We start from the raw sequence: 23,698 nt of genomic DNA, 5'->3' as shown, positions 1-23,698 counted from the left end.
CCGGCCGTTAGTGTGTCATAAAAAGCAGGCAGTATCCGGCTGATTGTATATTTTAAGAATCTATTGTTGCATTTGCGCACCAATCGCACTTGCATCCCGTCTTCTCGCGGTTGCTCGATCTTGTGGAATGATTCCGGTATCGTATGTCGAACAGACGCAAGGCATATCACCACCAACCCAAGGAGGCGTGATCGACAATGACTTTCCAGCTTGCCACGCTTGATCCCGCTGAAACAGCGCTGCTTGTCCGCCGCCTTACGGGACCGGTGCTGTCGTTCTCGAAGACGTATTCCTTCGACGCGGAAGCGGGAGCGACCTTCGTTTCACTGGGCGGGCAGCCCTGGCGCGACCCGGCGGACACCGAGCCGCCAGGACATTTCAACCTTCTGTGGCGCGACCAGGCCATTCTCATCAGCGGATACTGCACTGCCGTGCCGCATGGCGACGGCACGGCCACCCGCTTCGAAGTGTCGCTCAGCGTGCCCCATGTCCTCGCCGGACAAAGCGACCAGGTCACGCGGCTGGTCAGGGGCCGAAGGGGGCGTCAAGCCCCCGACTGGCGCAGCCGCCCCACGACCCAGTGGGCCAGCAGCCGGTTGAAGGGCGCCAGGCCGGGCCACAGCGCGCCGCACAACGCCACGCGCTGCAGCAGCCGCTGCGTGCGGTTCGGGGCGCCGGTCGCGGGCCGCAGCGCGAACAGGATGTGGTTGTTGCCGGCAATGCCACGGAACTGGCACACGTTATCGCCGAACGCCTGGCGCAGCCGGTGCTCCATGGCTTCGTAATTGGGGTCGTAGCTGAAGATATTCGCCACGAGCAGGCCGTCGGGCCGCAAGGCGCGCCGGCAGTCCGCATAGAAGCGGGCGCTGCCCAGCGCCGGCGGCAGGCCCGCAGCATCGAAGCCATCCACCAGCAGCACGTCCGCGCTGCCCGCCAGTTGCGGCATGTGGCGGGCCGCATCGGCGTGGATCACGCGAAAGCGTTCGCTGTCCGACGGCACGGCGAAATGCTCGCGCAGCGCGATCACTTCCGCGGACAGTTCCAGCACGGTAATGCGGGCACCGGGCAGGTAGCGGTGGCAGAACTTGGCCAGCGAGCCGCCGCCCAGGCCCACCATCACGATATGCGCCGGGCGCGGCTTGAACAGCACGAAGCACATCATGGCCCGGGCGTAGGCCAGCACGAGGCGGTGCGGATCGGCCAGGTCCATCTGGCTCTGTACTTCGCCCGGCACGAATTCCAGCGTCAGCCGGCCCTTGCGCCGGCTAAGGAGGGGGGCACCGTTTTCGCCGGCTGGCAGCGCGGCAGCGGGCCGGGGAGCAGGGGACTGGGGAGCAGGTCCGTGGCCGGCGGGCAGCGGCTGGCCAGGGGCCTGGTCGAGGGTGTGCGGCATGGTCGCTCGGGTTGGTGTCGGGGTCGCTTTCTGCTAAGCTCACTGGCTCGCCGAAAGTGTACCCCGGCGGCGCATTTACACGAAAACGTTTTATGGGTACATTGCCACGGCCGGCTCTGTATGGAGAATACGATGTTCCTGGATCACCCGACCATTACCGCGACCAACAGCTTCACCGAACCGGATCGCATCGAGCGCCTGAACCGCGTCTATGGCTACGCGGCCGCGTTGGCCGATGCGGCAGGCAGGCAGAATTTTATCGAAAAATGCAGCCAGCTGCATGACCACAAGGGCACGCTGATCGTGTTCTGGCACGACGTTCCCACCGAGGAGGAAAAGGATTTCTTCCTGCGGGCGTGGGCATCCAAGGTGGGCGACGGCACTACGAACGTCGAGCACGAGATCTGACGTGGACGTCAGGACGCTGGTTCTCACCCTGGCGCTCGGCAATCTGGCGTTGTGCGCTGCGCTTTTCTTCCACGATACGGACAATCGCCAGCGCGGCGCCCTGGCCACCTTCGCGCTGGCCCGGCAATTCCAGGCGGTGGCCTGGCTGCTGCTGTACTTTCGCGGCGTGATTCCCGAACTGCTGGCCGGCCCGCTGGCCAACGTGCTGCTGTTTGCCGGCGTGGCGTTCGATGCCGGCGCGCTGTGGGAGCACGCCGGGCGTACCCGCTGGCGGCGCATCGTGCTGCCGGCGCTCGGCCTGGGGATCGCGGCGTGGCTCGCCTGCTATGTGCTGGAGGTGGACAGCAGCTTGCGTGTGGCGGCCGGCTATGCCATCGTCGGTGCGTTCTACCTTGCCGGCGTGGCGGCGCTGGCGCTGGACTGGCGTGGCGCCTCGATGTTGCGGCGTTTCCTTGCCCTGGCGCTGGCCGTGCCGGCGCTGGCGATCGCCGGTCGCGGCCTGCTGGCGATCGCGCTGCCGCAGGGCTGGGCCGGTGTAGGGGCGGCCCAGCTGCAGGGCCTGGGCTACGTGGCCTTTTTCCTGGCGATGCTGATCGGCAGCGCCGGCTACCTGCTGCTGGCGCGCGAGACGCTGCAGGGCGAGCTCGCACGCCTCGAGATGGTGGATGCGCTGACGGACGTGCCCAACCGCCGTGGCTTCTACGGTGCGCTGGCCCCATGGCTCGCCCTGGCGCGCCGCCCCGGCACCCCGACCGCGCTGCTGATCCTGAACCTGGACGGTTTCAAGCGCGTCAATGACCACTACGGCCATGCCGTGGGCGACAAGGTGCTGAAGGCCATGGTGGATGCCTGCTGCGGCCAGTTGCGCGACAGTGACCTGATGGGGCGCCTGGGCGGCGCCGAGTTCGCGATCCAGTTGCCGCGCACCACGCTGGCCGATGCCGTCCACGTGGCCGAGCGTATCCGCGCGTCGATCGAGGCCAATCCGGTCAAGGCCGAGCGCGCCGTGATTTCGCTGACGGCCAGCCTGGGCGTGACGACCATCCGCGCCGACGATACGCCCGTCAGCCTGTTCAAGCGCGCCGACGAGGCGCTGCAGGCGGCCAAGCTGCACGGCCGCAACCGGGTGGTGGCCGCGCCGCCGCCGCCGGTGGAGGAAGAGAGCACGGGTACCTGAGCAAGCCTGGACTGCGCGGTTTGTCCTGTGCACACGATTGTCCTGTCATCAAGCCGTCATCCGGACGCACTAATGTGATAGGATTTTCAATATAAACAATATAAATTAATGGAATCCCCGATGTATGCAGCGGTCGATCTCGGATCGAACAGTTTTCGCCTGTCGATAGGCAAACACGATGGCGACACGATCCGCGTGCTCAAGAGCATGCGCGAACCCATCCGGCTGGCCGCAGGGCTCGATGCCGCCGGCAACCTCACCGAAGCGGCCCAGCAGCGCGCCATCGCCTGCCTGCAGAACTTCGCGATCACGCTATCGGCCTACCAGCTCGACGCGGTGCGGGTGGTGGCCACGTCCACGATGCGGCAGGCGCAGAACATCGCCACGTTCCTGCCCCAGTGCGAAGCGGCGATCGGTTTTCCGATCGAGATCATCTCCGGCGAGGAGGAAGGACGGCTGATCTACATGGGGGTGGCCAGCGCGCTGGCCCAGCCGAACGAGCGGCGCCTCGTCGTCGACATCGGGGGCGGCTCCACGGAGCTGATCCTGGGCCGCGGGTTCGATATCGAGCGCGTCGAGTCGTTCAGCGTGGGCAGCGTGAAGCAGAGCCTCGCGTTCTTCGTCAACGGCTATGTCGACGGGCCGTCGTACGAAGCGGCGATCCTGTCCGCCCGCAGCCAATTCGAGGATGGCGCGCCGCCCTACATGCCGCAATTCTGGAAGCGGGCCTACGGTTCGTCCGGCACGATCCGCTCGATCGCCGAGGTCATCGAAAAGAATGGCCTGGGCAAGGGCATCACGCCGGACAGCCTGGAAGCGCTGAAGCGCCGTTTCATCGCGCTGGGCCACGTCAACCGCATCGACCTGCCGGGGCTGCGCCCGGATCGCGCCTCGACCGTCGTCGGCGGCCTGGCGATCCTGATCGGCGTGATGCACGAACTCGATATCGAGGAGCTGGCGCCGATCGAAGCCGGCCTGCGCATGGGCGTGATGCGGGACCTCACCATGCGCGAAATGCGGCTCGACCGCCGCGAGCAGTCGGTGCGCGATTTCGCCCGCAAGTTCCATGTCGACGAGGCGCGCGCCGCGCGCGTGGCCGACGATGCGCTCGCGCTGGTGGAACTGCTCAAGCCCGCGAACGACGCCACGGCGCGGCTGCTGTACTGGAGCGCGCTGCTGCATGAAGTGGGGCAGGCCGTGTCGCAGACGGGCCACCACAAGCATGCCGCCTACCTGATCGAAAATGCCGACCTGCCGGGCTTCACCACGCGCGACCAGCGCACGATGAGCCGGCTGGTGCTGGCCCAGAAGGGCAACCTGCGCAAGGTGGAGGAATTCCTGTCCGACCCGGACTTTGCCCGCGCCGTGGTCGCGCTGCGGCTTGCCGTCGTCTTCATGCATGCCCGCATCGCCGTGGCCGAGGCCCAGCCGAAGCTGCGCATGAAGAACCGCATCGAACTGGAACTGCCGCGCGCGCTCGTCAGCGGACATCCCACGCTGTCCTACTGGATCGAGAAGGAACAGGAGCAGTGGGACGAGGTCGGGGTGGACCTGGGGTTGCGCACCAGCGCCTGAGGCCCGGACCGCGCGGCCCCGGCCACGACGCACGTCAGCAGCTGCTCGTCACCACCGTCACCACGGGCGGCCTGATCGCGTTGCCCGAACCGCTGGCCCCCGTGTACTGGGCATAGCAGCCGAGCGCCTTCGGGGTGTTCTGCACGTCGGTGGGGATGGCCGCGAACGAGTTGATGGGAAGGCCGGGCTGGGTGGCGGTGGCGGTGGCGGAGCCGTAGCGGATGGTGTAGTCGGTCGTGTCAAGGCCGGCCGCCAGGGCCATGTTGCCGATCCGGGCAGCCGAAGGGTAGCCGGATTCCAGCGTGACGACCACGTTCTCGTTGGTGACCGTGGTGGCCGACGGATCGATCAGTGCCTTGCCGTGCACCATGGCGGACGTCGTCGCGAGCGCGCCGCCGACGGCCTTCACGGAAGCCGTGCGCGCGTCCGATCCCAGGTCGACGAATTTCGGCAGCGCGGTGGCCGCGAGGATGCCAAGGATCACGATCACCGCGATGAGTTCGACCAGGGTAAATCCCGTCTGGCCGTGCCGGCGCGTGCCGGGTGCGGGACGTGGCTGCAAGTGTCCTGTCAGGGGCGTCGAGATCATCATGGAAAGCCGGTGCAGGCGTGAATGCGTATTGCCAATGGCAGAGTCGAGTGGGTTACCGCATCGTAGTGACCTTTGCGCCGCGTGACAATCGCAATGGCCCACGATGATCACAATTGATGCATTGTGGAAACAAAATCTTGCTCTTGGCCCAATTGAGCCCTGCAGCCAATCTTTGCGGGAAGGCAAGCGAGCGCTGCCGGTAAAAGCGCCGTGCGAGGATGGTTTTCCATCATTTGCGGAAAAGCCATCCCATGAAACAGAACCAGCCGCCGCGCCGCGATTTCCTGCGCTATGTCGGCACCCTGGCCGCGCTGTCCACGCCTGCGTTGCAGGCCGGCGCCAGCGAAAAGGACCGGGTCGAATTCCCGCCGATCTTTGACAAGTCCGAAAAGCCCGAGCGCACCGAGCCGCCCGGCGACCCATCGAACGAACGCGTCGGCATTGCCATCGTCGGACTGGGGCGCATCTCCGTCAACGAGATGCTGCCCGCGTTCGCGCAGAGCAAGCATGCGAAACCTGTCGCGCTGGTGACCGGCGACCGCGCCAAAGGATTGAAGATCGCGCACCAGTACGACATTCCGGAAAGCGCGGTCCTCGATTACAAGGATTACGACAGGCTGGCGCAGATGCCGGACGTTCAGGGTGTGTATATCGGCCTGCCCAACCACATGCATGCCGAGTACACGGTGCGCGCCGCCCGCGCCGGCAAGCACGTGCTGTGCGAAAAGCCGATGGCGAACAGCGTGGCGGAGTGCCGGCAGATGATCGACGCCTGCCGCAAGGCGGACCGCAAGCTGATGATCGCCTACCGCAGCCAGTACGAGGCGCTGGACCGCGCCCTCGTGAAGATGATCCGCGAAAAGAAGCTGGGGGCGCTGAAGGAATTCGTTTCGGTCAATTCGCAGAACATGGGCGACCCGCAGCATTGGCGCCTGAAAAAAGCGCTGGCCGGCGGTGGCGCATTGCCGGACATCGGCCTGTATTGCATCAATGCGGCGCGCTTCCTCAGCGGCGAGGAGCCCAGCGAGGTGATCGGCAGCACCTGGTCGACGCCGGGCGATGCGCGCTTTCGCGAAGTGGAAGAGTCGTGCCAGTTCATCCTGCGCTTCCCCAGCGGCTTCATCGCCAGCTGCAGCACCAGCTATGCGGCGCACAAGTCGCAGATGTTCCGCCTGAACGGGGCCGATGCCTGGGCCGAGATGAACCCCGGCTACGCCTACCACGGCAACCGGTTGAGGGTGTCGCGCGTGGTCGACGGCAAGGAGCAGGCCAGCGACATCCAGGCCGAGGAACAAAACCAGTTCACCGCGGAACTGGACCACTTCGCGCTGTGCATCCAGAAGAACCGGGACGTGCACACGCCGGGCGAGGAGGGCCTGCAGGACCAGCGCATCACGGATGCCATCTACGAGTCGGCCCGTACCCACCGGCCGGTGAAGCTTGCGCCACCGGGGCGCACGCGCGGCCCCGAACCGGAGGAAAGTGCCTGAAAGAGCGGTGGCAGGGCGGCCCTTCGACCCTGGCCACGCCTGCCCCTTCGGGAGTGCCGGATCGGACGCCCTGCGTCGATACTGCCTGCATGCTTAAGTTTCCGCTCATCCTGCCTTGACTGGCTATTAGCAAGGCGCTCGGTAACGTCGGCATGCCGGTGCCCGCGCGGACACCGGCACCGTCACTCAACGAATCGGGTCAACCATGAAGAAAACAATATTGATGCTGGCAGCCACCCTGGCCGCCATGGGAAGCGTGCACGCCGCTGACAAGGGCGCCGCGCACTGGGAATACACGGGCAAGGCCGGCACCGCGCACTGGGCCGAGCTGGAACAGGATTTCGCCGCCTGCCGGCAGGGCAAGGCGCAATCGCCGATCGACATCCGCGGCGCGAAAGCGGGCGCGCCCGCGCCGATCGGTTTCCGGTATGCGGCCAGTGCCGCGGACATCGTCAACAACGGCCACACGGTGCAGGTCAACCTGGCCGAAGGCGGCGGCTTGCATCTTGCGAGCGGCGACTACAAGCTCGTGCAAATGCACTTCCACACGCCCAGCGAGGAAAAGGTGAACGGCAGGCGCTACCCGCTGGTGGCGCACCTCGTGCACCGCAACGATGCCGGCGAGCTGGCCGTGGTGGCCGTGCTGTTCAAACAAGGCAAGGAAAACGCGGCGCTCAAGCCAGTATTCTCCGGGCTGCCGGCCCGTGCGGGTGACCACCATGCCGTTGAGGGCGAGCTCGACCTGGGCGCCGTGCTGCCGCGGCAGCACACCTATTACGCCTACATGGGTTCGCTGACGACGCCGCCCTGCAGCGAAGGCGTGCACTGGCAGGTGCTGAAGGAACCGGTCGAGGTTTCAAAAGACCAGCTGTCCGCATTCCGCAAGCTTTACCGCATGAATGCGCGACCCGTGCAGCCATTGAACGGCCGCGTGGTCGAAGTGACCGGCTGAACGCCTGCCGGATACCGCCGCGCTCCCTCGGCCGGCGGAAATTGTCAAAGAGAATCTCCCCGGCCCTTGTAGTTTTGCTTACACTATAGGCTTGTGAGCATGGAGGCGGGGATGACGGTCGGGAGCACTGGGCGGAGGGCGATAGCGGCGGCGCTGGCGGCATGGGCGGGGCTGTGCGCCATGCCCGCGCTGGCCGCAGCCACCAGGGCGCCCATCAATGCTTCTGCCAATGCGCCTGCCAATGTGCCGAGGGGCCAGCCGGTCGTCACGCTGTGCTACGAACGCGCCGACGTGCGGCCGTGGCGCACCGAGGATGGCCGCGGCCTGAACTTCGAATTGCTCAAGCTGGTGGGCCGGCGCGAGAACATCCGCTTCGATTTCCAGAGCATGCCGTGGAAGCGCTGCCTCGCGCAGCTCAAGGCCAACGAGGTGGATGGCGCGTTCGCCGTCAGCTTCAAGACCGACCGCCGCGAGATCGGCGAATACCCGGGTGGCGCCACGCCGGATACGGCGAAGCGCATGCACATCGACCGCTACATCCTCCTCCGCCGCAAGGGCAGCAATGTCGAGTGGGACGGCAAGGCGCTGCACAACATCGATGGGGCCGTCGGGGCGCAGCTCGGCTATTCCATCACCGACCTGCTGCGCAGCCTGAACGTCACCGTGGACGAAGGCAGCCAGCGTTCCGATGAACTGGTGCGCAAGCTGCTGGCCGGCAGGCTGGCCGCGGCGGCCGTGGGCGGCAGCGATGCCCGCACGCTGCTGGCCGGCCCGTTCGGCCCGCAGATCGAAGCGCTGCCCCGGCCGCTGGTGGAAAAACCCTATTTCCTGCTGCTGTCGCACCGCCTGGTCGAGCGCCAGCCCGACCTCGCGCGGCGCATCTGGGATGCCGTGGAAGCGGAGCGCAACGGCACCGAGTACCGCAAGCTGGAAAAATCCGAAGTGCCGGCCGCCGGCAAGGGCAAGCAACCCTGATGCTCAACGCGCTGCGCAACCTGCGCGATACCTGGCGGCGCGACATCGTGCTGCGCCTGGCCGTGTCGATCTTCCTGGCCGTCGCCCTGTCCACGGCCGCCTACACCACGTATGCCGTGCGCACGCTGCATGCCGAAGCCGAGGTGCAGTTGCAGGAGCGTACCGAGCGGCTCGTGACCGTGCTGTCGCAGGCGCTGGCGCGGCCGCTGTTCGACATCAACGGCGCGGCGATCACCAGCGTGGTCGACGCGATGCGCGCCACACCCGAGGTGCTGATGCTGCGCGTGGTGGGGCCGAACGGCGCCGAGCTGGCCGGCTTCGGCTCGGGCAAGCTGGACCCGGCCGGCGCGATCACGGTGCACCGCGACATCAGCTTCCAGGATGGCGCGCGCAGTTACAAGGTGGGCGCCATCGACCTCACGTATTCGCGGCGCGCAACCGACGAGGCGCTGCAGCAGCAGCTGCTGCATGCGTTGACCGTCAACCTGCTGCTGGCGCTGACGATCGTCGGCTCGGTGTTCGTGGTGGCGCGCAAGACCGTGCGCCCGTTCGGCGACATCCAGAAATCGCTGGAGAAGCTTGCCCAGGGCAAGACCGACATCCAGCTTTCCGGCATCGGCCGCGCCGACCAGGTGGGCCGGCTGTCCATTGCCGTGCGCAGTTTCCGCGACACGCTGACCCGGCTGCGCTATGCCGAAAGCGAATTGCGCGAACTGAACGGCGACCTGGAACAGAAGATCGATACCCGCACGCAGGAACTGAAGCGCACCATCGCCGTTGCCCGCGATTCCGAGCGCAAACTGCGCGCGATCGTCGACACGGCGCTCGATGCCGTCGTCAACATGGACCGCAACGGCCGCGTGGTGGGCTGGAACCGGCAGGCCGAAGTCGTTTTCGGCTACGAGCGCGACGAGGCGCTGGGCCAGCAGCTCGACACGCTGATCATTCCGCCGCGCTACCGTGGCGACCACCGCAAGGGCATGACGCGCTACCTGGCCGGCGAGAGCGCCGGCGAAGTGCTCGACCGGCGCATCGAGGTCGAGGCGCTGCATGCGGACGGCACCGAATTTCCCATCGAACTGTCGATCACCCGCATCGACCTCGATGCCGAGCAGTTCGAGTTCTGCGGCTTCGTCCGCGACATCAGCGAACGCCGCGAGCGCGAACAGAAACTGGTGGCCGCCAACGTGCGTGCCGAGGCGGCCAATATCGCCAAGTCCGAATTCCTCGCCAATATGAGCCACGAGATCCGCACGCCGATGAGCGCGATCATCGGCATGGCCTACCTGGCGCTGCGCACCGACCTGAACACGAAGCAGCACGATTACGTGAGCAAGATCCACCGCGCGGCGCTGGCGCTGCTGGGCATCATCAACGACATCCTCGACTTTTCCAAGATCGAGGCCGGCCGGCTGGAAGTGGAGCAGATCCCGTTCTTCCTCGACGAGGTGCTGGCCAACGTGGCCAGCGTGACGAGCCAGCGCGCCGCGGAAAAGCAGCTCGAATACCTGTTCAACGTGCCGCCGGCCATCCCGCGCCACCTGGTGGGCGACCCGCTGCGGCTGGGACAGGTGTTGATCAACCTCGTCAACAATGCCGTCAAATTCACGGCGCAGGGCGAGCTGGAACTGTGCTGCACGCAGTTGCCGGCGCCGGGGCCGGCCAGCGGGCGCATCGCCCTGCGTTTTGCCGTGCGCGATACCGGCATCGGCATGCCGGAAGAGCAGATGGGCAAGCTGTTCCGCGCGTTCAACCAGGCCGACGGCTCCACGTCGCGCCAGTTCGGCGGCACCGGCCTGGGGCTGTCGATCTCGCAGCAGCTGGTGCGCCTCATGGGGGGCACGATCACGGTCGAGAGCGAGGAAGGCAAGGGGTCGGTATTTGCGTTCGACCTGGAATTCGGCCTGTCCGGCCAGCCGCAGCGCGCACCGGTGGTGCCGGCCGCGCTGAACAATGCGCGCGTGCTGCTGGTGGACGACAGCCCCATGGCGCTCGAGGTGCTGGGCGAAGCGGCGCGCGCGCTGCCGCTGCGGGTATACACGGCATCGTCCGGCGCCGAGGCGCTGGCCGGGGTGGCGGCCGCCGATGCGGCTGCCGATCCGTATGCGCTGGTGCTGACCGACTGGCAGATGCCGGGCATGGATGGCATCGAGCTGGCGCGCCGCGTGGCCGCCGCGCCGCTCGGGCGAAAACCCGGCATGGTGCTGCTGACGGCGTTCGGCCGCGAGGAAGTGCAGCGCGAGGCCGAAGACGCCGGCTTCATCGGCTACCTGTTCAAGCCCATCGGCCAGTCGGTGCTGGTCGATACGCTGGTGGCCCTGTTCGCGCCGCCGCGCCGGCACGATCTGCCGATCGAGGCCGGCAAGCTCGATGTGACGGGCCGGGTGCTGCTGGTCGAGGACAATCCCGTCAACCAGCAGATTGCCGCCGAACTGATGGGCATTCAGGGCATCGCGGTGGAATTCGCCAGCAACGGCCGCGAGGCGCTGGACCGGCTGGCGCAGGCGGGGGCAGGCCACTACGACCTGCTGCTGATGGACCTGGAAATGCCGGTCCTGGACGGCCATGAAACCACGCTGGCGCTGCGCCGCGACCGCCGTTTCGACGGTTTGCCGATCATCGCGATGACGGCCCATGCGCTGGCCGACATCCGCGAGCGCTGCCTGGCCGAAGGCATGCAGGATTACGTGACGAAGCCGATCGATCCGGACATGCTGTATGCCACCCTGGCGCGCTGGCTGGGCCGGGCCATGCCGCCGGTGGCGCCGCGGCCGCCGCGCCCGCCGGGCCAGGAAGGCTTGCCGCTGCTGCCGGGGATCGACACGGCACGCGGCCTGCGCCACGTGGCCGGCAACGAAACGCTGTACCTGCAGCTGCTCGACCGTTTCCGCAATTCGCAGCGCGATGCCGCGGCCGAGGTGGCGACCGACCTGCTGCACTGCGAACGCGACGGCGCACGCAAGCGTGCCCACACGCTGCGCGGCGTGGCCGGCAACGTGGGCGCCAACGCCGTCGAAGCGGCCGCGCGCGCGATGGAGGAATTGCTCGATCGCGAAGAAGTGCCCGCCGCCACGCTGGTCGAGGAGCTGACGACGGCGCTGCGCACCGCCATCGCCGGCCTCGATGCGCATTTCGCCACCGTGCCGGTCACGGGCGACGGTGCGGACAGCGCGGTATCGGCTGGGCCGGCGGACCCCGGCACGGTACCCGAGGCGCTGGCCCGGCTGCGCGGCCTGCTGGCCGACTACAGCGGCGACAGCAACGAGTACTTCGCCAGCGTGCGCACCGTGCTGGCGGCGCTGCTGCCGGCAGTGGCGCTGGAGCGCCTGGCCGCACACATCGCCGCCTATGATTTCGACGCGGCCCGGCAGGTGCTCGACGCCGCCGCCCGGGAGGCTTCATGAACGACACGCCCGGCACCGACCGCCCCACCATCCTGATCGTGGACGATACGCCCGACAACATCATGCTGCTGTCGGCACTGCTGAAGGAAAAATACCGGACCAAGGTGGCCACCAACGGCGCCACCGCGCTGCTGATCCTGGCAGCGGGCGGAGTGGACCTCGTGCTGCTGGACGTGATGATGCCGGACATGAATGGCCTCGAAGCCTGCCGCCGCATCGTGCAGGATCCGCGCATGGCCGACGTGCCGGTGATCTTCACGACGGCCAGGAGCCAGCCGGAAGACGAGGCGCGCGGCCTTGCGGCGGGCGCGGTCGACTACATCACGCGGCCCGTCAGCCCGCCCATCCTGTTCGCCCGCGTGGCCACGCACCTGGCGCTGCGCACCGTGCGCCGCGACCTGGCACGCCGCAATGCCGAACTCGAGGCGTTGCTGGCGGCGCGTGGCGATGCAGGGGAGAGTGATGCAGGGGAGAGTGATGCAGGGGAGGGTGATGCGGCAGGGAAAATTTGAAATACCTTAAGAAATTCAATCGCAATGTAATGGTAGGTGCTCTTTCCTTAAAAATGGTATATATTATTTATATAGTTCAACTTTTTCAGGAGCATCAATGAACGCCAAGACCGACGTCACCAAGACTTCCGCCGATACCGCCACGAAGCCCGCCGCCCCCGCCGCCGAAAAGCCGGCAGCCCGGGCCGATGTGAGGACCGAAGCAAAACCCGCCGAAGCAAAACCCGCCGAAGCAAAGCCTGCCGAAGCGAAGCCTGCGGCCAGGGCCGCCACGAAACCGGCGGCACGCAAGCCCGCCGCGAAGGAAACGGCTGCCGCGGCGAAGGACACCGCCGAAGCGCAGCCTGCCGCGCCGGCAAAGGCCCGCGCGCCGAAAGCCGCGCCCAAGGCGGAGGTGGCCCCTGTCGCCAAGCCGAAGGCGGAGAAGCCAGCCAAGCCCGCCGCGAAGGCCCCAGGCAAGGTGGAAGCAAAGGCCGAAGCCAGGCCCGCCGCCAAGCCGGTGAAAGCCAAGGCCGCGCAGGCCGTGCCGAAGACCGCCAAGGCCGCCAAGCCGGCAGCGGCGCAGGCCGAGCCGAAAGCCGCCAAGGCAGCCAAGCCGGCGAAAGCCGCCAGGGCCGTGGCCAAGCCAGCCGAGAAAGTGGCGGCGCCGCGCAAGGAACGCCTGGTGCGCGACAGCTTCACGATGCCGGAAGCGGAATACGCGGTGCTGGGCGAAGTGAAGAAGGCGTGCCTGAAAGCCGGCTTCGAGATCAAGAAAAGCGAACTGCTGCGCATCGGCGTGGCGCTGATCAGCCAGATCGACATGGCCACCTTGCAGAGCGTGCTCGCTTCGCTGCCGCAACTGAAGACGGGCCGCCCAAAGAAAGACTGAGCGCATCGTCCCTTGCCCGGCGCCGGCTTCCGCCATGGAAGCTGACGCGCCGGCGCCACGGTCACCGAAACGTTATCCCGCTGTCATGTTGCTGAAGTAATCCATCGCTACGCTGTGCTTCGTCTCCACTTCACCGAGAGGACGAAGCATGCAGCAGACGACCATTCAGCAGACGAATACTGCGGCCGGCATCCGGACCCCGCGCCCGCGCCTTGCCACCAGCATCGCCACCACCCCGGAAGAGCTGCGCGAAGCGCAGCGCCTGCGCTACCGCGTATTCATCGAGGGCATGAACCTTGCCGCACTGGCACGGCCGGACGGCCTCGATTGCGACGAATTCGACGAACATTGCGACCACCTGCTCGTGCGCGACACCAGCACGCTCCAGGTGGTGGGCACCTACCGGGTGCTGGCGCCCGCCGGCGCGCGCCAGCTCGGCCGCTTCTATTCCGAGGGCGAGTTCGACGTGGGCCGCCTCAACCCGCTGCGCGGGCGCATCATCGAAGCCGGCCGCGCCTGCATCCATCCCGATTACCGCGGCGGCAGCGTCATCATGCTGCTGTGGGCCGCGCTGGGCGAGTACATGCGCCGGCAGGGCTGCGACTACCTGGCCGGCTGCGCCAGCATCAGCGTCGCGGACGGCGGCCACAATGCCGTCGCCGTGTTCCGGCAACTGCGCGAAACGCACATGGCGCCGGCCGAATACCGCGTCACGCCGCATTTGCCGTTTCCGCACACGAGAATCGAACCCGCCGCCACGGCCAATGTGCCCGCGCTGCTGAAGGGTTACATGCGTTCCGGCGCGTGGCTGTGCGGCGAGCCGGCCTGGGATCCCGATTTCGACAGCGCCGACCTGTTCCTGCTGATGCCGCTGGCGAACCTGGATGCGCGCTACGCCAGGCATTATGGGGTGGAGGGGGCGGTGGAGATGGCGATCGCGGCCTGAGCCATCAGGCGCCCAGCCCCGTATCCGCATGGTGCCGCTTGTGCGGCGCGCCCGAAACGCGCAGCGCCAGGGAACGCAGCAGCACGTAGAACAGCGGCGTGAGGAACAGGCCGAAGAACGTCACCCCCAGCATGCCGGCAAACACGGCCACGCCCATCGCGTGGCGCATCTCGGCGCCGGCGCCGCTGGAGAATACTAGCGGCAGCACACCCATGATGAAGGCGATCGATGTCATGAGGATGGGCCGCAGCCGCAGCCGGCACGCTTCCAGCGCGGCCTGCACCACGGTGCGGCCGTGGTCTTCCAGCTCGCGGGCGAATTCCACGATCAGGATGGCGTTCTTCGATGCCAGCCCCACCAGCACGAACAGTGCGATCTGCGTGAACACGTTGTTGTCGCCGCCGGTCAGCTTGACGCCCACCAGCGCGCACAGGATCGACATCGGCACGATCAGGATGACGGCCAGCGGCAGCGTCCAGCTTTCGTACTGCGCGGCCAGCACGAGGAACACCAGCAGCACGCACAGGGGGAACACCAGCACCATCGTGTTCCCCGACAGGATTTCCTGGTACGTGAGATCCGTCCATTCGAACGTGATCCCCTTCGGCAGCGTTGCGCGGGCCAGCGCCGTCATCGCCTGCTGCGCCTGGCCGGACGACACGCCCGGCGCGGCGCCGCCGCTGATGTCGGCCGACAGGTAGGCGTTGTAGCGGTTGACCATGTCCGGCCCGTACGTGTCGCTGATGCGCATCAGCGACGACAGCGGGATCATCTCGCCCTTGTCGCTGCGCACCTTCAGCTGCGCGATCTGCTCGCGCTGCGAGCGGAACGGCGCATCGGCCTGCACCACCACCTGATACGTGCGGCCGAACTGGTTGAAGTCGTTGACGTACAGCGAGCCGAGGTTGATCTGCAGGGTCTGGTACACGGACTGCAGCGGCACGCCGAGCTGCTTGGCGCGCGTACGGTCGACGTCGGCGAACAGTTGCGGCACGTTGATCTGGTAGCTGGAAAACACGCCGGCCAGCTGCGGATCCTGCCACGCCTTCGCCTGCAATGCCTGCACGGCGGCATACAGCGCATCGTAGCCGAGGTTGGCGCGGTCCTCGACCATCATCTTGAAGCCGCCGATCGCGCCCAGGCCATTCACGGGCGGTGGCGGGAACACCATGATGAACGCATCCTCGATCGCGCCCATCCGCTTGTTGACCTCGGCCGCGATGCCGTCGCCGGACAGTTCGCCCGACGTGCGCTCGTGGAACGGCTTCAGGCCCAGGAACACGATGCCCGTGTTCGGCGCGTTGATGAAGCCATTGATCGACAAGCCGGGGAACGCCACCGCGTCCATCACGCCCGGCACGTCCTTGGCGATGGCCGACATGCGCCGGATGACGGCGTCGGTGCGGTCCAGCGATGCCGCGTCGGGCAATTGCGCGAAGCCGACCAGGTACTGTTTATCCTGCTGCGGCACGAAGCCGGCCGGCACGGCGCGGAACACGAACACGGCCGCCACCGTCAGTGCGAGATAGATGCCGATGCCCAGGCTCTTGCGGGCCATCACGCCGTTCACGCCGCGGCCATACGATGCCGAGGCGCGGCCGAAGAAGCGGTTGAACCAGCCGAAGAACGGGCCCAGCACCTTGTCCATGCCGCGCGTGAGCCGGTCCTTCGGCGCATCGTGCGCGCGCAGCAGTGCGGCCGACAGGGCCGGCGCCAGCGTCAGCGAGCACAGGGCCGAGATCACCGTGGAGATCGCGATCGTCAGCGCGAACTGGCGGTAGAACTGGCCCGTCAGGCCGCTGACAAAGGCGATCGGCACGAACACGGCGCACAGCACCAGCGCGATCGCCACGATGGGGCCGGACACTTCCTTCATCGCCTGGATCGTCGCGTCGTGCGGCGACAGGCCGGCGGCGATATTGCGCTCCACGTTTTCCACCACGACGATGGCGTCGTCCACCACGATGCCGATGGCCAGCACGAGACCGAACAGCGACAGCGTGTTGATCGAAAAGCCGAACAGCATCATCACGGCGAACGTCCCGACGATGGACACCGGCACCGCCAGCAGCGGGATGATCGATGCCCGCCACGTCTGCAGGAACACGATCACCACCAGCACCACGAGCGCCACGGCTTCGAGCAGCGTGTGGATGACGGCACGGATCGATTCGCGCACGAATTGCGTGGGGTCGTAGACGACCTGCCATTCCACGTCCTCGGGAAAATCGGCCTGCAGCCGCTTCAGGGTGGCGCGCACGTCTTCGGAAAGCTGCAGCGCATTGGCGCCCGGCGCCTCGAAGATGCCGATCGCGGCGGCCGACTTGTTGTTCAGCAGGGAGCGCAAGGAATAGGAATTCGAGCCCAGTTCCACACGCGCCACGTCGCGCAGCAAGGTCACGGCGCCATCGGCGTTGGTGCGCACGATGATGGCGCCGAAGTCGTCGACCGTCTTCAGGCGCCCGGTGGTATTGACGGTGAGCTGGAACTGCGAGCCCTTGGTGGGCGAGCCGCCGACCACGCCGGCCGCCACCTGCACGTTCTGTTCGCGGATCGCATCGGTCACGTCGGATGCCGTCATGCCGCGCGCGGCCAGCTTCTGCGGGTCGATCCACACGCGCATCGCGTAGTCGCCGGCACCGAACAGGATCACCTCGCCCATGCCGGGAATGCGCGACAGCTGGTCCTTCACGTTCAGCACCGCGTAGTTGCGCAGGTAGACATCGTCGTAGCGGCCCTTCGGCGATACCAGGTGCGCCACCAGCGTCAGGTTCGGCGACGATTTCGCCGTGGTCACGCCGATCTGCCGCACTTCCTCGGGCAGCCGTGGCAGCGCGCGCTGCACGCGGTTCTGCACCTGCGTTTCCGCCTGCTCCACGTTCGTGCCCACCTTGAACGTGACGGTCAGCGCCAGCGCGCCATCGGACGTGGCTTTCGAATCCATGTACAGCATGTGCTCGACGCCGTTGATCTGCTCTTCCAGCGGCGCGGCCACCGTTTCGGCGATCACCTTGGGGTTCGCGCCGGGATACTGGGCGCGCACCACCACGGAAGGCGGCACCACTTCCGGGTATTCGGACACGGGCAGCGAAACGATCGACATGAGGCCGGCCACGAAGATCAGGATCGACAGCACGGCCGCGAAGATCGGCTTGTCGACGAAGAAGCGGGGAAAGTTCATGGCTCATCCCGCCTTGGGCTGGGCGGCGGTTTCGGCCTTCGCCGGCGCATCGGGATCCGCGTCCATCGGCACGAGTTTCGGCTGCAGGGGCGCACCGGGCCGCACCCGCTGCAGGCCGCCCACGACGATCTTCTCGCCCGGCGCCAGCCCCTTGCGCACCACGCGCAGGCCATCCGCGGCCGGTCCCAGCACCACGGGCCGGTACTCGGCCTTGCCGTCCTTGACGACGTAGACGAACTTGCGGTCCTGGTCCGTGTTCACGGCGCGGTCGTGGATCAGCAGCGCGCGGGCGGCACCGGCACTGCCGTCGCCATGGCCGCCCGCCGAAATCTGCACGCGCGCGAACAGGCCCGGCACCAGCGTGCCATCCTCGTTGGCGAACGTGGCGCGCATGCGCACGCTGCCCGTGGCGGGATCGAGGCGGTTGTCGACGAATTCCAGCTTGCCGGCATGCGGGAAGCCCGTTTCGTTGGCCAGGCCGATGCGCACGGGCACGGGCTCTTTCTGGCGGGTGCGCGAACGCACGCGCAGGTACGTGTCCTCGTCGCCGTCGAAGCTGGCATGGATGCGGTCCGTCGACACGACGGAGGTCAGCACGGCATTCTGGTCGACCAGGTTGCCCACGGTGATCTCGGCCTTGCTGGCGCGGCCGTCGATCGGTGATGTCACGCGGGTATAGCCGAGGTTCAGGCGCGCCGTCGCCACTTCGGCCCCGGCCGAGCGCGCAGCCGCATCCAGGTCTTTTTGCGAGGCGGCCCGCTCGTCGAACTCGCGGCTGGCGATGGCGCGGTCGGCCAGCAGCCGCTCGGCGCGCTCCAGTTCCACCTTGGCCAGCCCGGCCCGCGCGCGTGCCGAATTCACGTTGGCCTCGGCCCGTTCGAGTTCGGCCTGGTAGGGGCGCGGATCGATCGTGAACAGCGGCTGGCCTTTCTTCACCAGGGCGCCCGGCGTGAATTGCACTGCCGTGATGTAGCCCGGCACGCGCGGGCGGATCTCCACGCGCTCGACCGCCTCCAGCCGGCCCGAGAACTCCTGCGTCTCGACGATGTTCCGTTCCACGACGGTGGCGGCCGAAACAGGCGATGGCGGCGGGGCGCCGGCGGCGGGCGCCTGGCCCCCGGCGCGGTCGCAGCCGATTGCCAGCAAAAGGGGAATGGACAGCGTGGCGGCCATGCGCAGCGGGCGGCGCAAAGGCTGGCGGAACGGTTCGGACATCGCTTTACCCTCCGGAATCGGCTGCCGGCGGGCATGCCGTGCACCAGTCTATGGGGGCCAGGCGAGGGCGGCTTCTCTCCAAAGGAGGACTGGGCGGAAAATGCGGAAGCGTGGATCGGGGCGTACGACAGGGGGAAAGCGGCCGGACGCTTTATCGCGTAAAGCTTTTAATGCGGGGAGTTCGACTGCAAGGAAAGAAGATGGGCGCCGGGAAATGCGATGCCGGCGCCAGGCATTTTACACATCAGTGCACTGACGCACTGGTGAGTTCCTTGAGTTCGCGAATGCTCAATTCGGATTTCTCGTGCATGCGCAACAGGATCGTTGCGCCAACGGCCAGCTTGCGGTGCCGGATCTTGCTGATGATCGGCGGTTGCACCTCGAGCACCCGACACAGCTCGGCGTCGTTTTTCAGGTTCATCCGTTCGATCAGGGTATCCAGCAACTTGTTGGGCACGAAACTGGAAGGTTCCAGCGCCCGCGCCCGGTTCATCGCTTCGATCAGCTCCAGTTTTTTTTGCCTTACGCTCATTTTGCTCCTCCTCCAGAAAGAAATGCGATGAAAGGCGATGGCTTGTTGGAAACTACAAAACTATTGATAACCAAGCAAGTTAAATAAATCATACTACGGCTGTAAAAAAAAGCGCGCGTCTTATACAAAAAATATGACGTCTTAATGACGCAACGGCTTGACAGCCGTAGCGTCATGCAATCCAGAGCGCGTAAGGATGAGCGTACGATCGGCCATGGCTGCGGCTGCCTCGGAATGCGTGACCATGATCGTGCAGGCGCCGCTGGCGCGGATTTCGGCACGCAGCATATCGAGCACGGCATGGGCCGTATCGGGATCGAGGTTGCCGGTGGGCTCGTCGGCCAGCACCAGCGCGGGCCGGTGCGCCAGCGCCCGGGCGATGGCCACGCGCTGCATTTCACCGCCGGACAGTTCATGCGGATACCCATGTTCGCGCCCCGCCAGGCCCACGGCCGCCAGCATCTCGGCCGCCCTGCCTTGCGGCATGCCGTTGAGCAGCAGCGGCAGCGCCACGTTCTGCAGCAGCGTCAGGTGGGGCAGCACATGGAATGCCTGGAAGATGAATCCCATGCGCTGGCGGCGCAGGCGGGTGGCGGCATCGTCGTCGAGCGATGCCATGGCGATGCCGTCGACGAGGATCGGCGCCTCGGTGCCTGGATCGGGGTGGTCCAGGCCGGCGATCAGGTTCAGCAGCGTGGACTTGCCGACGCCGGAGTCGCCCATGATCGCCACGAATTCGCCGGCATCGAAGCGGTATGACAGATTGGACAATACCGGGCGGCCGCCCGCATAGGATTTGTTCAGGTTGCGCAGTTCCAGCATGGGTTCCTGTCGGGTTATTGCGCCGTCCGGGAGTGACGGTGCCTATCTGGTAAGGATGCGGCGCAGCCAGAAACTGGCGGCATCCACGAGCGCCACCAGCAGCAGCATGGCCAGGATCACGGTGGCGGCCTTCTGCATCTGGAACAGCGACAGGTGGTATTTCAGCATCTGGCCCAGGCCGCCCGCACCGACGACGCCGAGGATGGCGGCGGCGCGGATATTGTTTTCCCAGCGGTACAGCGTGTAGGACAGCATTTGCGGCAGCGTCTGGGGCAGCGTCGCATAGAGGAACGCGGCCATCGGCGTGGCGCCATTGATGCGCAGGCTTTGTTCGGGCAGTGGCGTGGCGTTTTCCAGCGCATCGGCGAACAGGCGGCCCAGCACGCCGGCCGTGTGCGCGCCGAGTGCCAGCGCGCCGGGGAACGGGCCCAGGCCCGCGGCGATCAGCAGCACCGACGCCCACACCAGTTCGGGAATCGAGCGCAGCACGTTCAGCACCGCGCGCACGGCGCCGCGCAGCGGCCGGCCGAAACGGCCGGCGGCGGGGATCGCCAGCAGCACGCCGGCCGCGACGGCCAGCAGCGTGCCGACCGCGGACATGGCCAGCGTTTCCGCAGTGGCGATTGCCGTTTTGGTCAGGAAGCCGCTGCCCATTTCCGGCGGGGCGAAGCCGGCGAGGAATTCGGCCACGGAGGCCACCGCGTCGGCGGTGAAAAACGCGGCGAACTGCAGCGGCAGGCTGGCGAAGCTGGCCACGACCAGGGCGGCCAGCAGCAGCGCCATGACGGCGCCCGACCAGCGGCGCGGCGGCGGAGACGGGATATGCGGGGCATTCATCCGAGGCGCTTCCTCAACCATTTCGATACCAGGTCGGCGCAAGCGACGAGCAGCACGAACACGAGCAGCATCGACGACACTTCGCCACCGGCCAGCATCTTCATCGATTCATCCATGCGCTGGCCCAGGCCGCCGGCACCGACGAAGCCCATCACGACCGAACCGCGGATCGCGCACTCCCAGCGGTACACGGTGTACGACACCAGTTCGGATGCCGATTCCGGCAGCGCGCCGTACAGCAGCGCCTGCAGGCGCGAACCGCCGTTGGCCAGCAACGTGTCGCTGGCATGGCGCTCGGACGATTCGAGGATCTCTGCATACACCTTGCCCAGCATGCCGCAATAGGTGAGGGCGATGGCCAGCACGCCGGCGGTGGGACCGAGGCCGATGATGCGCACGAACAGCAGCGCCCACACGAGTTCGGGCACGCTGCGCAGCAGTACCAGCAGCCAGCGCACGGCCTGCCGCACGGCGCGCGAGGCCCAGGCCATGCGGCCGGTGCCGAGCCGCGAAACCGACAGGCGCTCGGTCACGACCAGCGTGGCGGGAATGGCGCCGAGCAGCGCCAGCGTGAGGCCGGCCGTGGCGATGGCGACGGTCTGCCACGTTTCGCGCAGCAGCAGCAGCAGGAACTCGGGCGAGTGCGCCGGCGGCAGGAAATCGGCGAGGAAACGCAGCGTGGCAGCCATGCTGTCGCCATCGAACAGGATCGAGGGCTTGAATTCGCTGGCGACCAGCATCGGCCACAGGATCAACAGCGCGACGACCGTGAACGTGACGCGGCCGCGCCACGCGGGATCGGGATGGCGCTCGAAATAGGGTGCGGCGGGAATGCTTTGCATCGTTGTGCGGGCGGCGGCTGGTCAGAGGCAGGCGCCGACGGCCAGCTTGGCCGGCAGGTCGGCCGGATGCGGGGTGTTCGCTGGTGGCTGTTCGTTCAGGTACAGCTCGTCGATCATGGCCTGCGTGACCTGCTCGCGCGGCAGGTCGAACACGATGCGGCCTTCCTTCAGCGCCACGATGCGGGGGAAATGCGCCAGGGCGAGGTCCACCTGGTGCAGGCTGCAGACGAGGGCGGCGTTGCGCGCGGCCGCTTCCTGCTGCAGCGTGGCCAGGGTGAGTTGCGACAGCGCGGGATCGAGCGCGGACAGCGGCTCATCCACCAGCAATGCCTGCGCCGACGACAGCAGCAGCCGCGCCAGGCCGCAGCGCTGGCGCTCGCCGCCGGACAGCCGGTCCACGCGCGCATACAGCTTGTCGCCCAGGTTGAAGCGGGACAGCGCGCGCCAGGCCGCTTCCGGATCGGCGGGCTTCACCAGCGAAACCAGCGCCTGCCACAGGCTCCACTGCGGCAACCGCGCCGCGAGCACGGCGGTCACGACGCGCTGGCGCGGTGGCAGCGGCGGTGTTTGCGGGGCCAGGAACTGGCGTGCCCGCAGCTTGTGGCGCTCGCGGTCGGACAGGCGCCAGGGATCGAGACCGAACGCCTCGAACCTGCCGCCGTCCGGCGCATGGCCGACCGACAGCGTGGCCAGCAGCGTGGTCTTGCCGGCGCCGGAAGGGCCGATCAGCGCCAGCTGCTCGCCCGGCCGCACGGCCAGCGTGATGCCTTGCAGCGCATACGCCCGCGTGCCGCCCGCATGGCGGGCGGACATGTCTTCCAGCCGATAGACGAAGGTATCGGCGGACACGCTATCGCGGTCACGCATCACGTCACTTGCTTGCACGGTTTACTTCTTCAGCAGGCCGGCGTTCTTTGCAGCGGCTTCGATGGCCACGTAGTTTTCCGCCTTGGTGGGAATGAACTTCGTGGCGCGCTGCAATGCCAGGATTTCCTTGCCTTCCGGCGTGGCCGGATCGAGGGCCAGGAAGGCATCGGTGATCTTCTTCTTCAGGTCGGCAGGCATGTCGGCGCGCACCGTCCAGTTGTAGTCGTAGTAGGCGGGCGTGGTGTAGAACACGCGCACTTTCGATGGATCGACCTTTTTCTCGCTCACGAGTTTTTCCCAGACCGAAATGTTCAGCGCGCCGGCATCGACCTTGCCGCCCGAAACGGCAGCCACGGTCGCGTCATGCGCGCCGGAGAAGGCGATGCGTTTCAGGTCGCTGTCCGGATCGACCTGCGCGGCCAGCAGGAACGAGCGAGGCATCAGGTGCCCGGACGTGGACGATTCGGAGCCGAACGACAGCGTCTTGCCTTTCAGGTCGGCCAGTTTCGTGATTGCCGGCGAGGTGGTGATGAACACGGAGCGGAATTTTTCATCCTCCACGCGCTGCACCAGCGGCACGACCTGACCCTTGCTGCGCTCCTTCGCCTGCACGAAGGTGAAGCCGCCGAACCACACCATGTCCAGCTTGTTGTTGACCAGGCCTTCCACGGATGCCGCATAGTCGGTCACCGGGGTGAATTCGACCTTCAGGCCGGTCTTCTTCGACAGGTATTCGCCCAGCGGCTTGAACTTGCGCTGCAGTTCGGTCGGCGCCTCGTCGGGGATGGCCGACACGCGCAGCACTTGCTGGGCGTGCGCGGACAGGGAGAGCAGGGTGCCGATGGCGAATGCGCCGAGCGCACGTTTGAAAGTGGTTTTCATGATCAGGAAATAAAATTGTTATTAAGTGTGCGATCCACTGCGCCGCCCGCGGGGGCTACTGAGCGGGACGCTCTGCTTTTTGTAATTGAGTATCATAGCAAATTGCCTTCTCGCCCCGACACGCAGTCCGACATGCAGTCCTGACAGCCAGTAACATCAACCGAAAAACAGGAAGAAGCGCCATGCCAATGACCAGAACCGCCGCCGCGCTGCGTGCGCTGCCGA

Annotated in this window: 20 protein-coding genes; 10 read left to right on the top strand and 10 right to left on the bottom strand. The window is 66.8% G+C overall.

The window, feature by feature from the left end; genetic code table 11:
- Window positions 1-544: 544 nt before the first annotated feature.
- Window positions 545-1,393, bottom strand: a complete 849-nt coding sequence (locus ACY65G_RS07730) for a methyltransferase domain-containing protein (protein ID WP_464996777.1) — start codon at window positions 1,391-1,393, stop codon at window positions 545-547.
- Window positions 1,394-1,525: 132 nt separating this feature from the next.
- Between ACY65G_RS07730 and ACY65G_RS07725 the strand changes: the two genes are divergently transcribed.
- The 3 genes from ACY65G_RS07725 (at window position 1,526) to ACY65G_RS07715 (ending at window position 4,553) form a co-directional block, all read left to right on the top strand.
- Entirely contained in the window at window positions 1,526-1,801 is a 276-nt protein-coding gene (locus ACY65G_RS07725) for a hypothetical protein (RefSeq protein ID WP_464996776.1), read from the top strand.
- 1 nt (window position 1,802) lies between these two features.
- Complete coding sequence (locus ACY65G_RS07720; protein WP_464996775.1) at window positions 1,803-2,978, top strand: GGDEF domain-containing protein; 1,176 nt, start codon at window positions 1,803-1,805, stop codon at window positions 2,976-2,978.
- Window positions 2,979-3,098: 120 nt separating this feature from the next.
- Entirely contained in the window at window positions 3,099-4,553 is a 1,455-nt protein-coding gene (locus ACY65G_RS07715; protein ID WP_464996774.1) for a Ppx/GppA phosphatase family protein, read from the top strand.
- A gap of 34 nt (window positions 4,554-4,587) precedes the next feature.
- Here ACY65G_RS07715 and ACY65G_RS07710 read toward each other — a convergent pair whose 3' ends face one another.
- Entirely contained in the window at window positions 4,588-5,115 is a 528-nt protein-coding gene (locus tag ACY65G_RS07710) for a type II secretion system protein (protein WP_464996773.1), read from the bottom strand.
- A 281-nt stretch (window positions 5,116-5,396) separates the two neighbouring features.
- Between ACY65G_RS07710 and ACY65G_RS07705 the strand changes: the two genes are divergently transcribed.
- From ACY65G_RS07705 to ACY65G_RS07675, 7 genes are all read left to right on the top strand, one after another.
- Window positions 5,397-6,635, top strand: coding sequence for a Gfo/Idh/MocA family protein (locus ACY65G_RS07705; RefSeq protein WP_464996772.1), 1,239 nt, complete (start codon window positions 5,397-5,399; stop codon window positions 6,633-6,635).
- Window positions 6,636-6,858: 223 nt separating this feature from the next.
- Window positions 6,859-7,587, top strand: coding sequence for a carbonic anhydrase (locus ACY65G_RS07700; RefSeq protein ID WP_464996771.1), 729 nt, complete (start codon window positions 6,859-6,861; stop codon window positions 7,585-7,587).
- A gap of 111 nt (window positions 7,588-7,698) precedes the next feature.
- Window positions 7,699-8,562, top strand: a complete 864-nt coding sequence (locus tag ACY65G_RS07695; protein WP_464996770.1) for an amino acid ABC transporter substrate-binding protein — start codon at window positions 7,699-7,701, stop codon at window positions 8,560-8,562.
- Window positions 8,562-11,966 carry a response regulator gene (locus tag ACY65G_RS07690; protein ID WP_464996769.1) on the top strand — a complete coding sequence of 1,135 codons (3,405 nt, stop codon included), beginning with the start codon at window positions 8,562-8,564 and terminating at the stop codon, window positions 11,964-11,966. Before ACY65G_RS07695 ends, ACY65G_RS07690 begins: the two co-directional genes overlap by 1 nt.
- The gene (locus tag ACY65G_RS07685) at window positions 11,963-12,478 is read left to right on the top strand and encodes a response regulator (RefSeq protein WP_464996768.1); all 516 of its coding nucleotides are present in this window, start codon (window positions 11,963-11,965) and stop codon (window positions 12,476-12,478) included. The genes ACY65G_RS07690 and ACY65G_RS07685 overlap by 4 nt, the downstream gene beginning before the upstream one ends.
- A gap of 97 nt (window positions 12,479-12,575) precedes the next feature.
- Window positions 12,576-13,349: a hypothetical protein gene (locus ACY65G_RS07680; protein WP_464996767.1), complete on the top strand. Its 774-nt coding sequence runs from the start codon at window positions 12,576-12,578 to the stop codon at window positions 13,347-13,349.
- Window positions 13,350-13,497: 148 nt separating this feature from the next.
- Entirely contained in the window at window positions 13,498-14,295 is a 798-nt protein-coding gene (locus tag ACY65G_RS07675) for a GNAT family N-acetyltransferase (RefSeq protein WP_464996766.1), read from the top strand.
- Between the two features lie 4 nt (window positions 14,296-14,299).
- Here the strand turns inward: ACY65G_RS07675 and ACY65G_RS07670 are convergent, their stop codons facing one another.
- The 8 genes from ACY65G_RS07670 to ACY65G_RS07635 form a co-directional block, all read right to left on the bottom strand.
- Window positions 14,300-17,476, bottom strand: coding sequence for an efflux RND transporter permease subunit (locus ACY65G_RS07670; protein WP_464996765.1), 3,177 nt, complete (start codon window positions 17,474-17,476; stop codon window positions 14,300-14,302).
- Window positions 17,477-17,479: 3 nt separating this feature from the next.
- The gene (locus ACY65G_RS07665) at window positions 17,480-18,691 is read right to left on the bottom strand and encodes an efflux RND transporter periplasmic adaptor subunit (RefSeq protein WP_464996764.1); all 1,212 of its coding nucleotides are present in this window, start codon (window positions 18,689-18,691) and stop codon (window positions 17,480-17,482) included.
- 244 nt (window positions 18,692-18,935) lie between these two features.
- On the bottom strand, window positions 18,936-19,223 hold the full coding sequence (locus ACY65G_RS07660) for a hypothetical protein (RefSeq protein WP_464996763.1): 288 nt from the start codon (window positions 19,221-19,223) through the stop codon (window positions 18,936-18,938).
- A 141-nt stretch (window positions 19,224-19,364) separates the two neighbouring features.
- Window positions 19,365-20,045, bottom strand: coding sequence for an ABC transporter ATP-binding protein (locus ACY65G_RS07655; RefSeq protein ID WP_464996762.1), 681 nt, complete (start codon window positions 20,043-20,045; stop codon window positions 19,365-19,367).
- A gap of 42 nt (window positions 20,046-20,087) precedes the next feature.
- Window positions 20,088-20,882 carry a phosphonate ABC transporter, permease protein PhnE gene (gene phnE / locus ACY65G_RS07650; protein WP_464996761.1) on the bottom strand — a complete coding sequence of 265 codons (795 nt, stop codon included), beginning with the start codon at window positions 20,880-20,882 and terminating at the stop codon, window positions 20,088-20,090.
- Entirely contained in the window at window positions 20,879-21,724 is an 846-nt protein-coding gene (locus tag ACY65G_RS07645) for a PhnE/PtxC family ABC transporter permease (protein WP_464996760.1), read from the bottom strand. Before ACY65G_RS07645 ends, phnE begins: the two co-directional genes overlap by 4 nt.
- A gap of 21 nt (window positions 21,725-21,745) precedes the next feature.
- Window positions 21,746-22,591, bottom strand: coding sequence for a phosphonate ABC transporter ATP-binding protein (locus ACY65G_RS07640; RefSeq protein ID WP_464996759.1), 846 nt, complete (start codon window positions 22,589-22,591; stop codon window positions 21,746-21,748).
- Between the two features lie 21 nt (window positions 22,592-22,612).
- Window positions 22,613-23,473 carry a putative selenate ABC transporter substrate-binding protein gene (locus tag ACY65G_RS07635; protein WP_464996758.1) on the bottom strand — a complete coding sequence of 287 codons (861 nt, stop codon included), beginning with the start codon at window positions 23,471-23,473 and terminating at the stop codon, window positions 22,613-22,615.
- Window positions 23,474-23,698: the final 225 nt, after the last annotated feature.

Source organism: Pseudoduganella sp. jia 12, assembly GCF_055502675.1.
This window is presented reverse-complemented; position numbering and strand designations above follow the sequence as displayed.

What these genes read in the sequence shown, in the direction of transcription:
- ACY65G_RS07700 (WP_464996771.1), top strand. Translation starts at nt 6,859, where the DNA reads ATGCTGGCAGCCACCCTGGCCGCCATGGGAAGCGTGCACGCCGCTGAC.
- ACY65G_RS07670 (WP_464996765.1), bottom strand. Translation starts at nt 17,476, where the DNA reads ATGAACTTTCCCCGCTTCTTCGTCGACAAGCCGATCTTCGCGGCCGTG.
- ACY65G_RS07730 (WP_464996777.1), bottom strand. Translation starts at nt 1,393, where the DNA reads ATGCCGCACACCCTCGACCAGGCCCCTGGCCAGCCGCTGCCCGCCGGC.
- ACY65G_RS07655 (WP_464996762.1), bottom strand. Translation starts at nt 20,045, where the DNA reads ATGCTGGAACTGCGCAACCTGAACAAATCCTATGCGGGCGGCCGCCCG.
- ACY65G_RS07705 (WP_464996772.1), top strand. Translation starts at nt 5,397, where the DNA reads ATGAAACAGAACCAGCCGCCGCGCCGCGATTTCCTGCGCTATGTCGGC.
- ACY65G_RS07690 (WP_464996769.1), top strand. Translation starts at nt 8,562, where the DNA reads ATGCTCAACGCGCTGCGCAACCTGCGCGATACCTGGCGGCGCGACATC.
- ACY65G_RS07660 (WP_464996763.1), bottom strand. Translation starts at nt 19,223, where the DNA reads ATGAGCGTAAGGCAAAAAAAACTGGAGCTGATCGAAGCGATGAACCGG.
- phnE (WP_464996761.1), bottom strand. Translation starts at nt 20,882, where the DNA reads ATGAATGCCCCGCATATCCCGTCTCCGCCGCCGCGCCGCTGGTCGGGC.
- ACY65G_RS07725 (WP_464996776.1), top strand. Translation starts at nt 1,526, where the DNA reads ATGTTCCTGGATCACCCGACCATTACCGCGACCAACAGCTTCACCGAA.
- ACY65G_RS07675 (WP_464996766.1), top strand. Translation starts at nt 13,498, where the DNA reads ATGCAGCAGACGACCATTCAGCAGACGAATACTGCGGCCGGCATCCGG.
- ACY65G_RS07645 (WP_464996760.1), bottom strand. Translation starts at nt 21,724, where the DNA reads ATGCAAAGCATTCCCGCCGCACCCTATTTCGAGCGCCATCCCGATCCC.
- ACY65G_RS07685 (WP_464996768.1), top strand. Translation starts at nt 11,963, where the DNA reads ATGAACGACACGCCCGGCACCGACCGCCCCACCATCCTGATCGTGGAC.
- ACY65G_RS07665 (WP_464996764.1), bottom strand. Translation starts at nt 18,691, where the DNA reads ATGTCCGAACCGTTCCGCCAGCCTTTGCGCCGCCCGCTGCGCATGGCC.
- ACY65G_RS07640 (WP_464996759.1), bottom strand. Translation starts at nt 22,591, where the DNA reads ATGCGTGACCGCGATAGCGTGTCCGCCGATACCTTCGTCTATCGGCTG.
- ACY65G_RS07715 (WP_464996774.1), top strand. Translation starts at nt 3,099, where the DNA reads ATGTATGCAGCGGTCGATCTCGGATCGAACAGTTTTCGCCTGTCGATA.
- ACY65G_RS07635 (WP_464996758.1), bottom strand. Translation starts at nt 23,473, where the DNA reads ATGAAAACCACTTTCAAACGTGCGCTCGGCGCATTCGCCATCGGCACC.
- ACY65G_RS07680 (WP_464996767.1), top strand. Translation starts at nt 12,576, where the DNA reads ATGAACGCCAAGACCGACGTCACCAAGACTTCCGCCGATACCGCCACG.
- ACY65G_RS07695 (WP_464996770.1), top strand. Translation starts at nt 7,699, where the DNA reads ATGACGGTCGGGAGCACTGGGCGGAGGGCGATAGCGGCGGCGCTGGCG.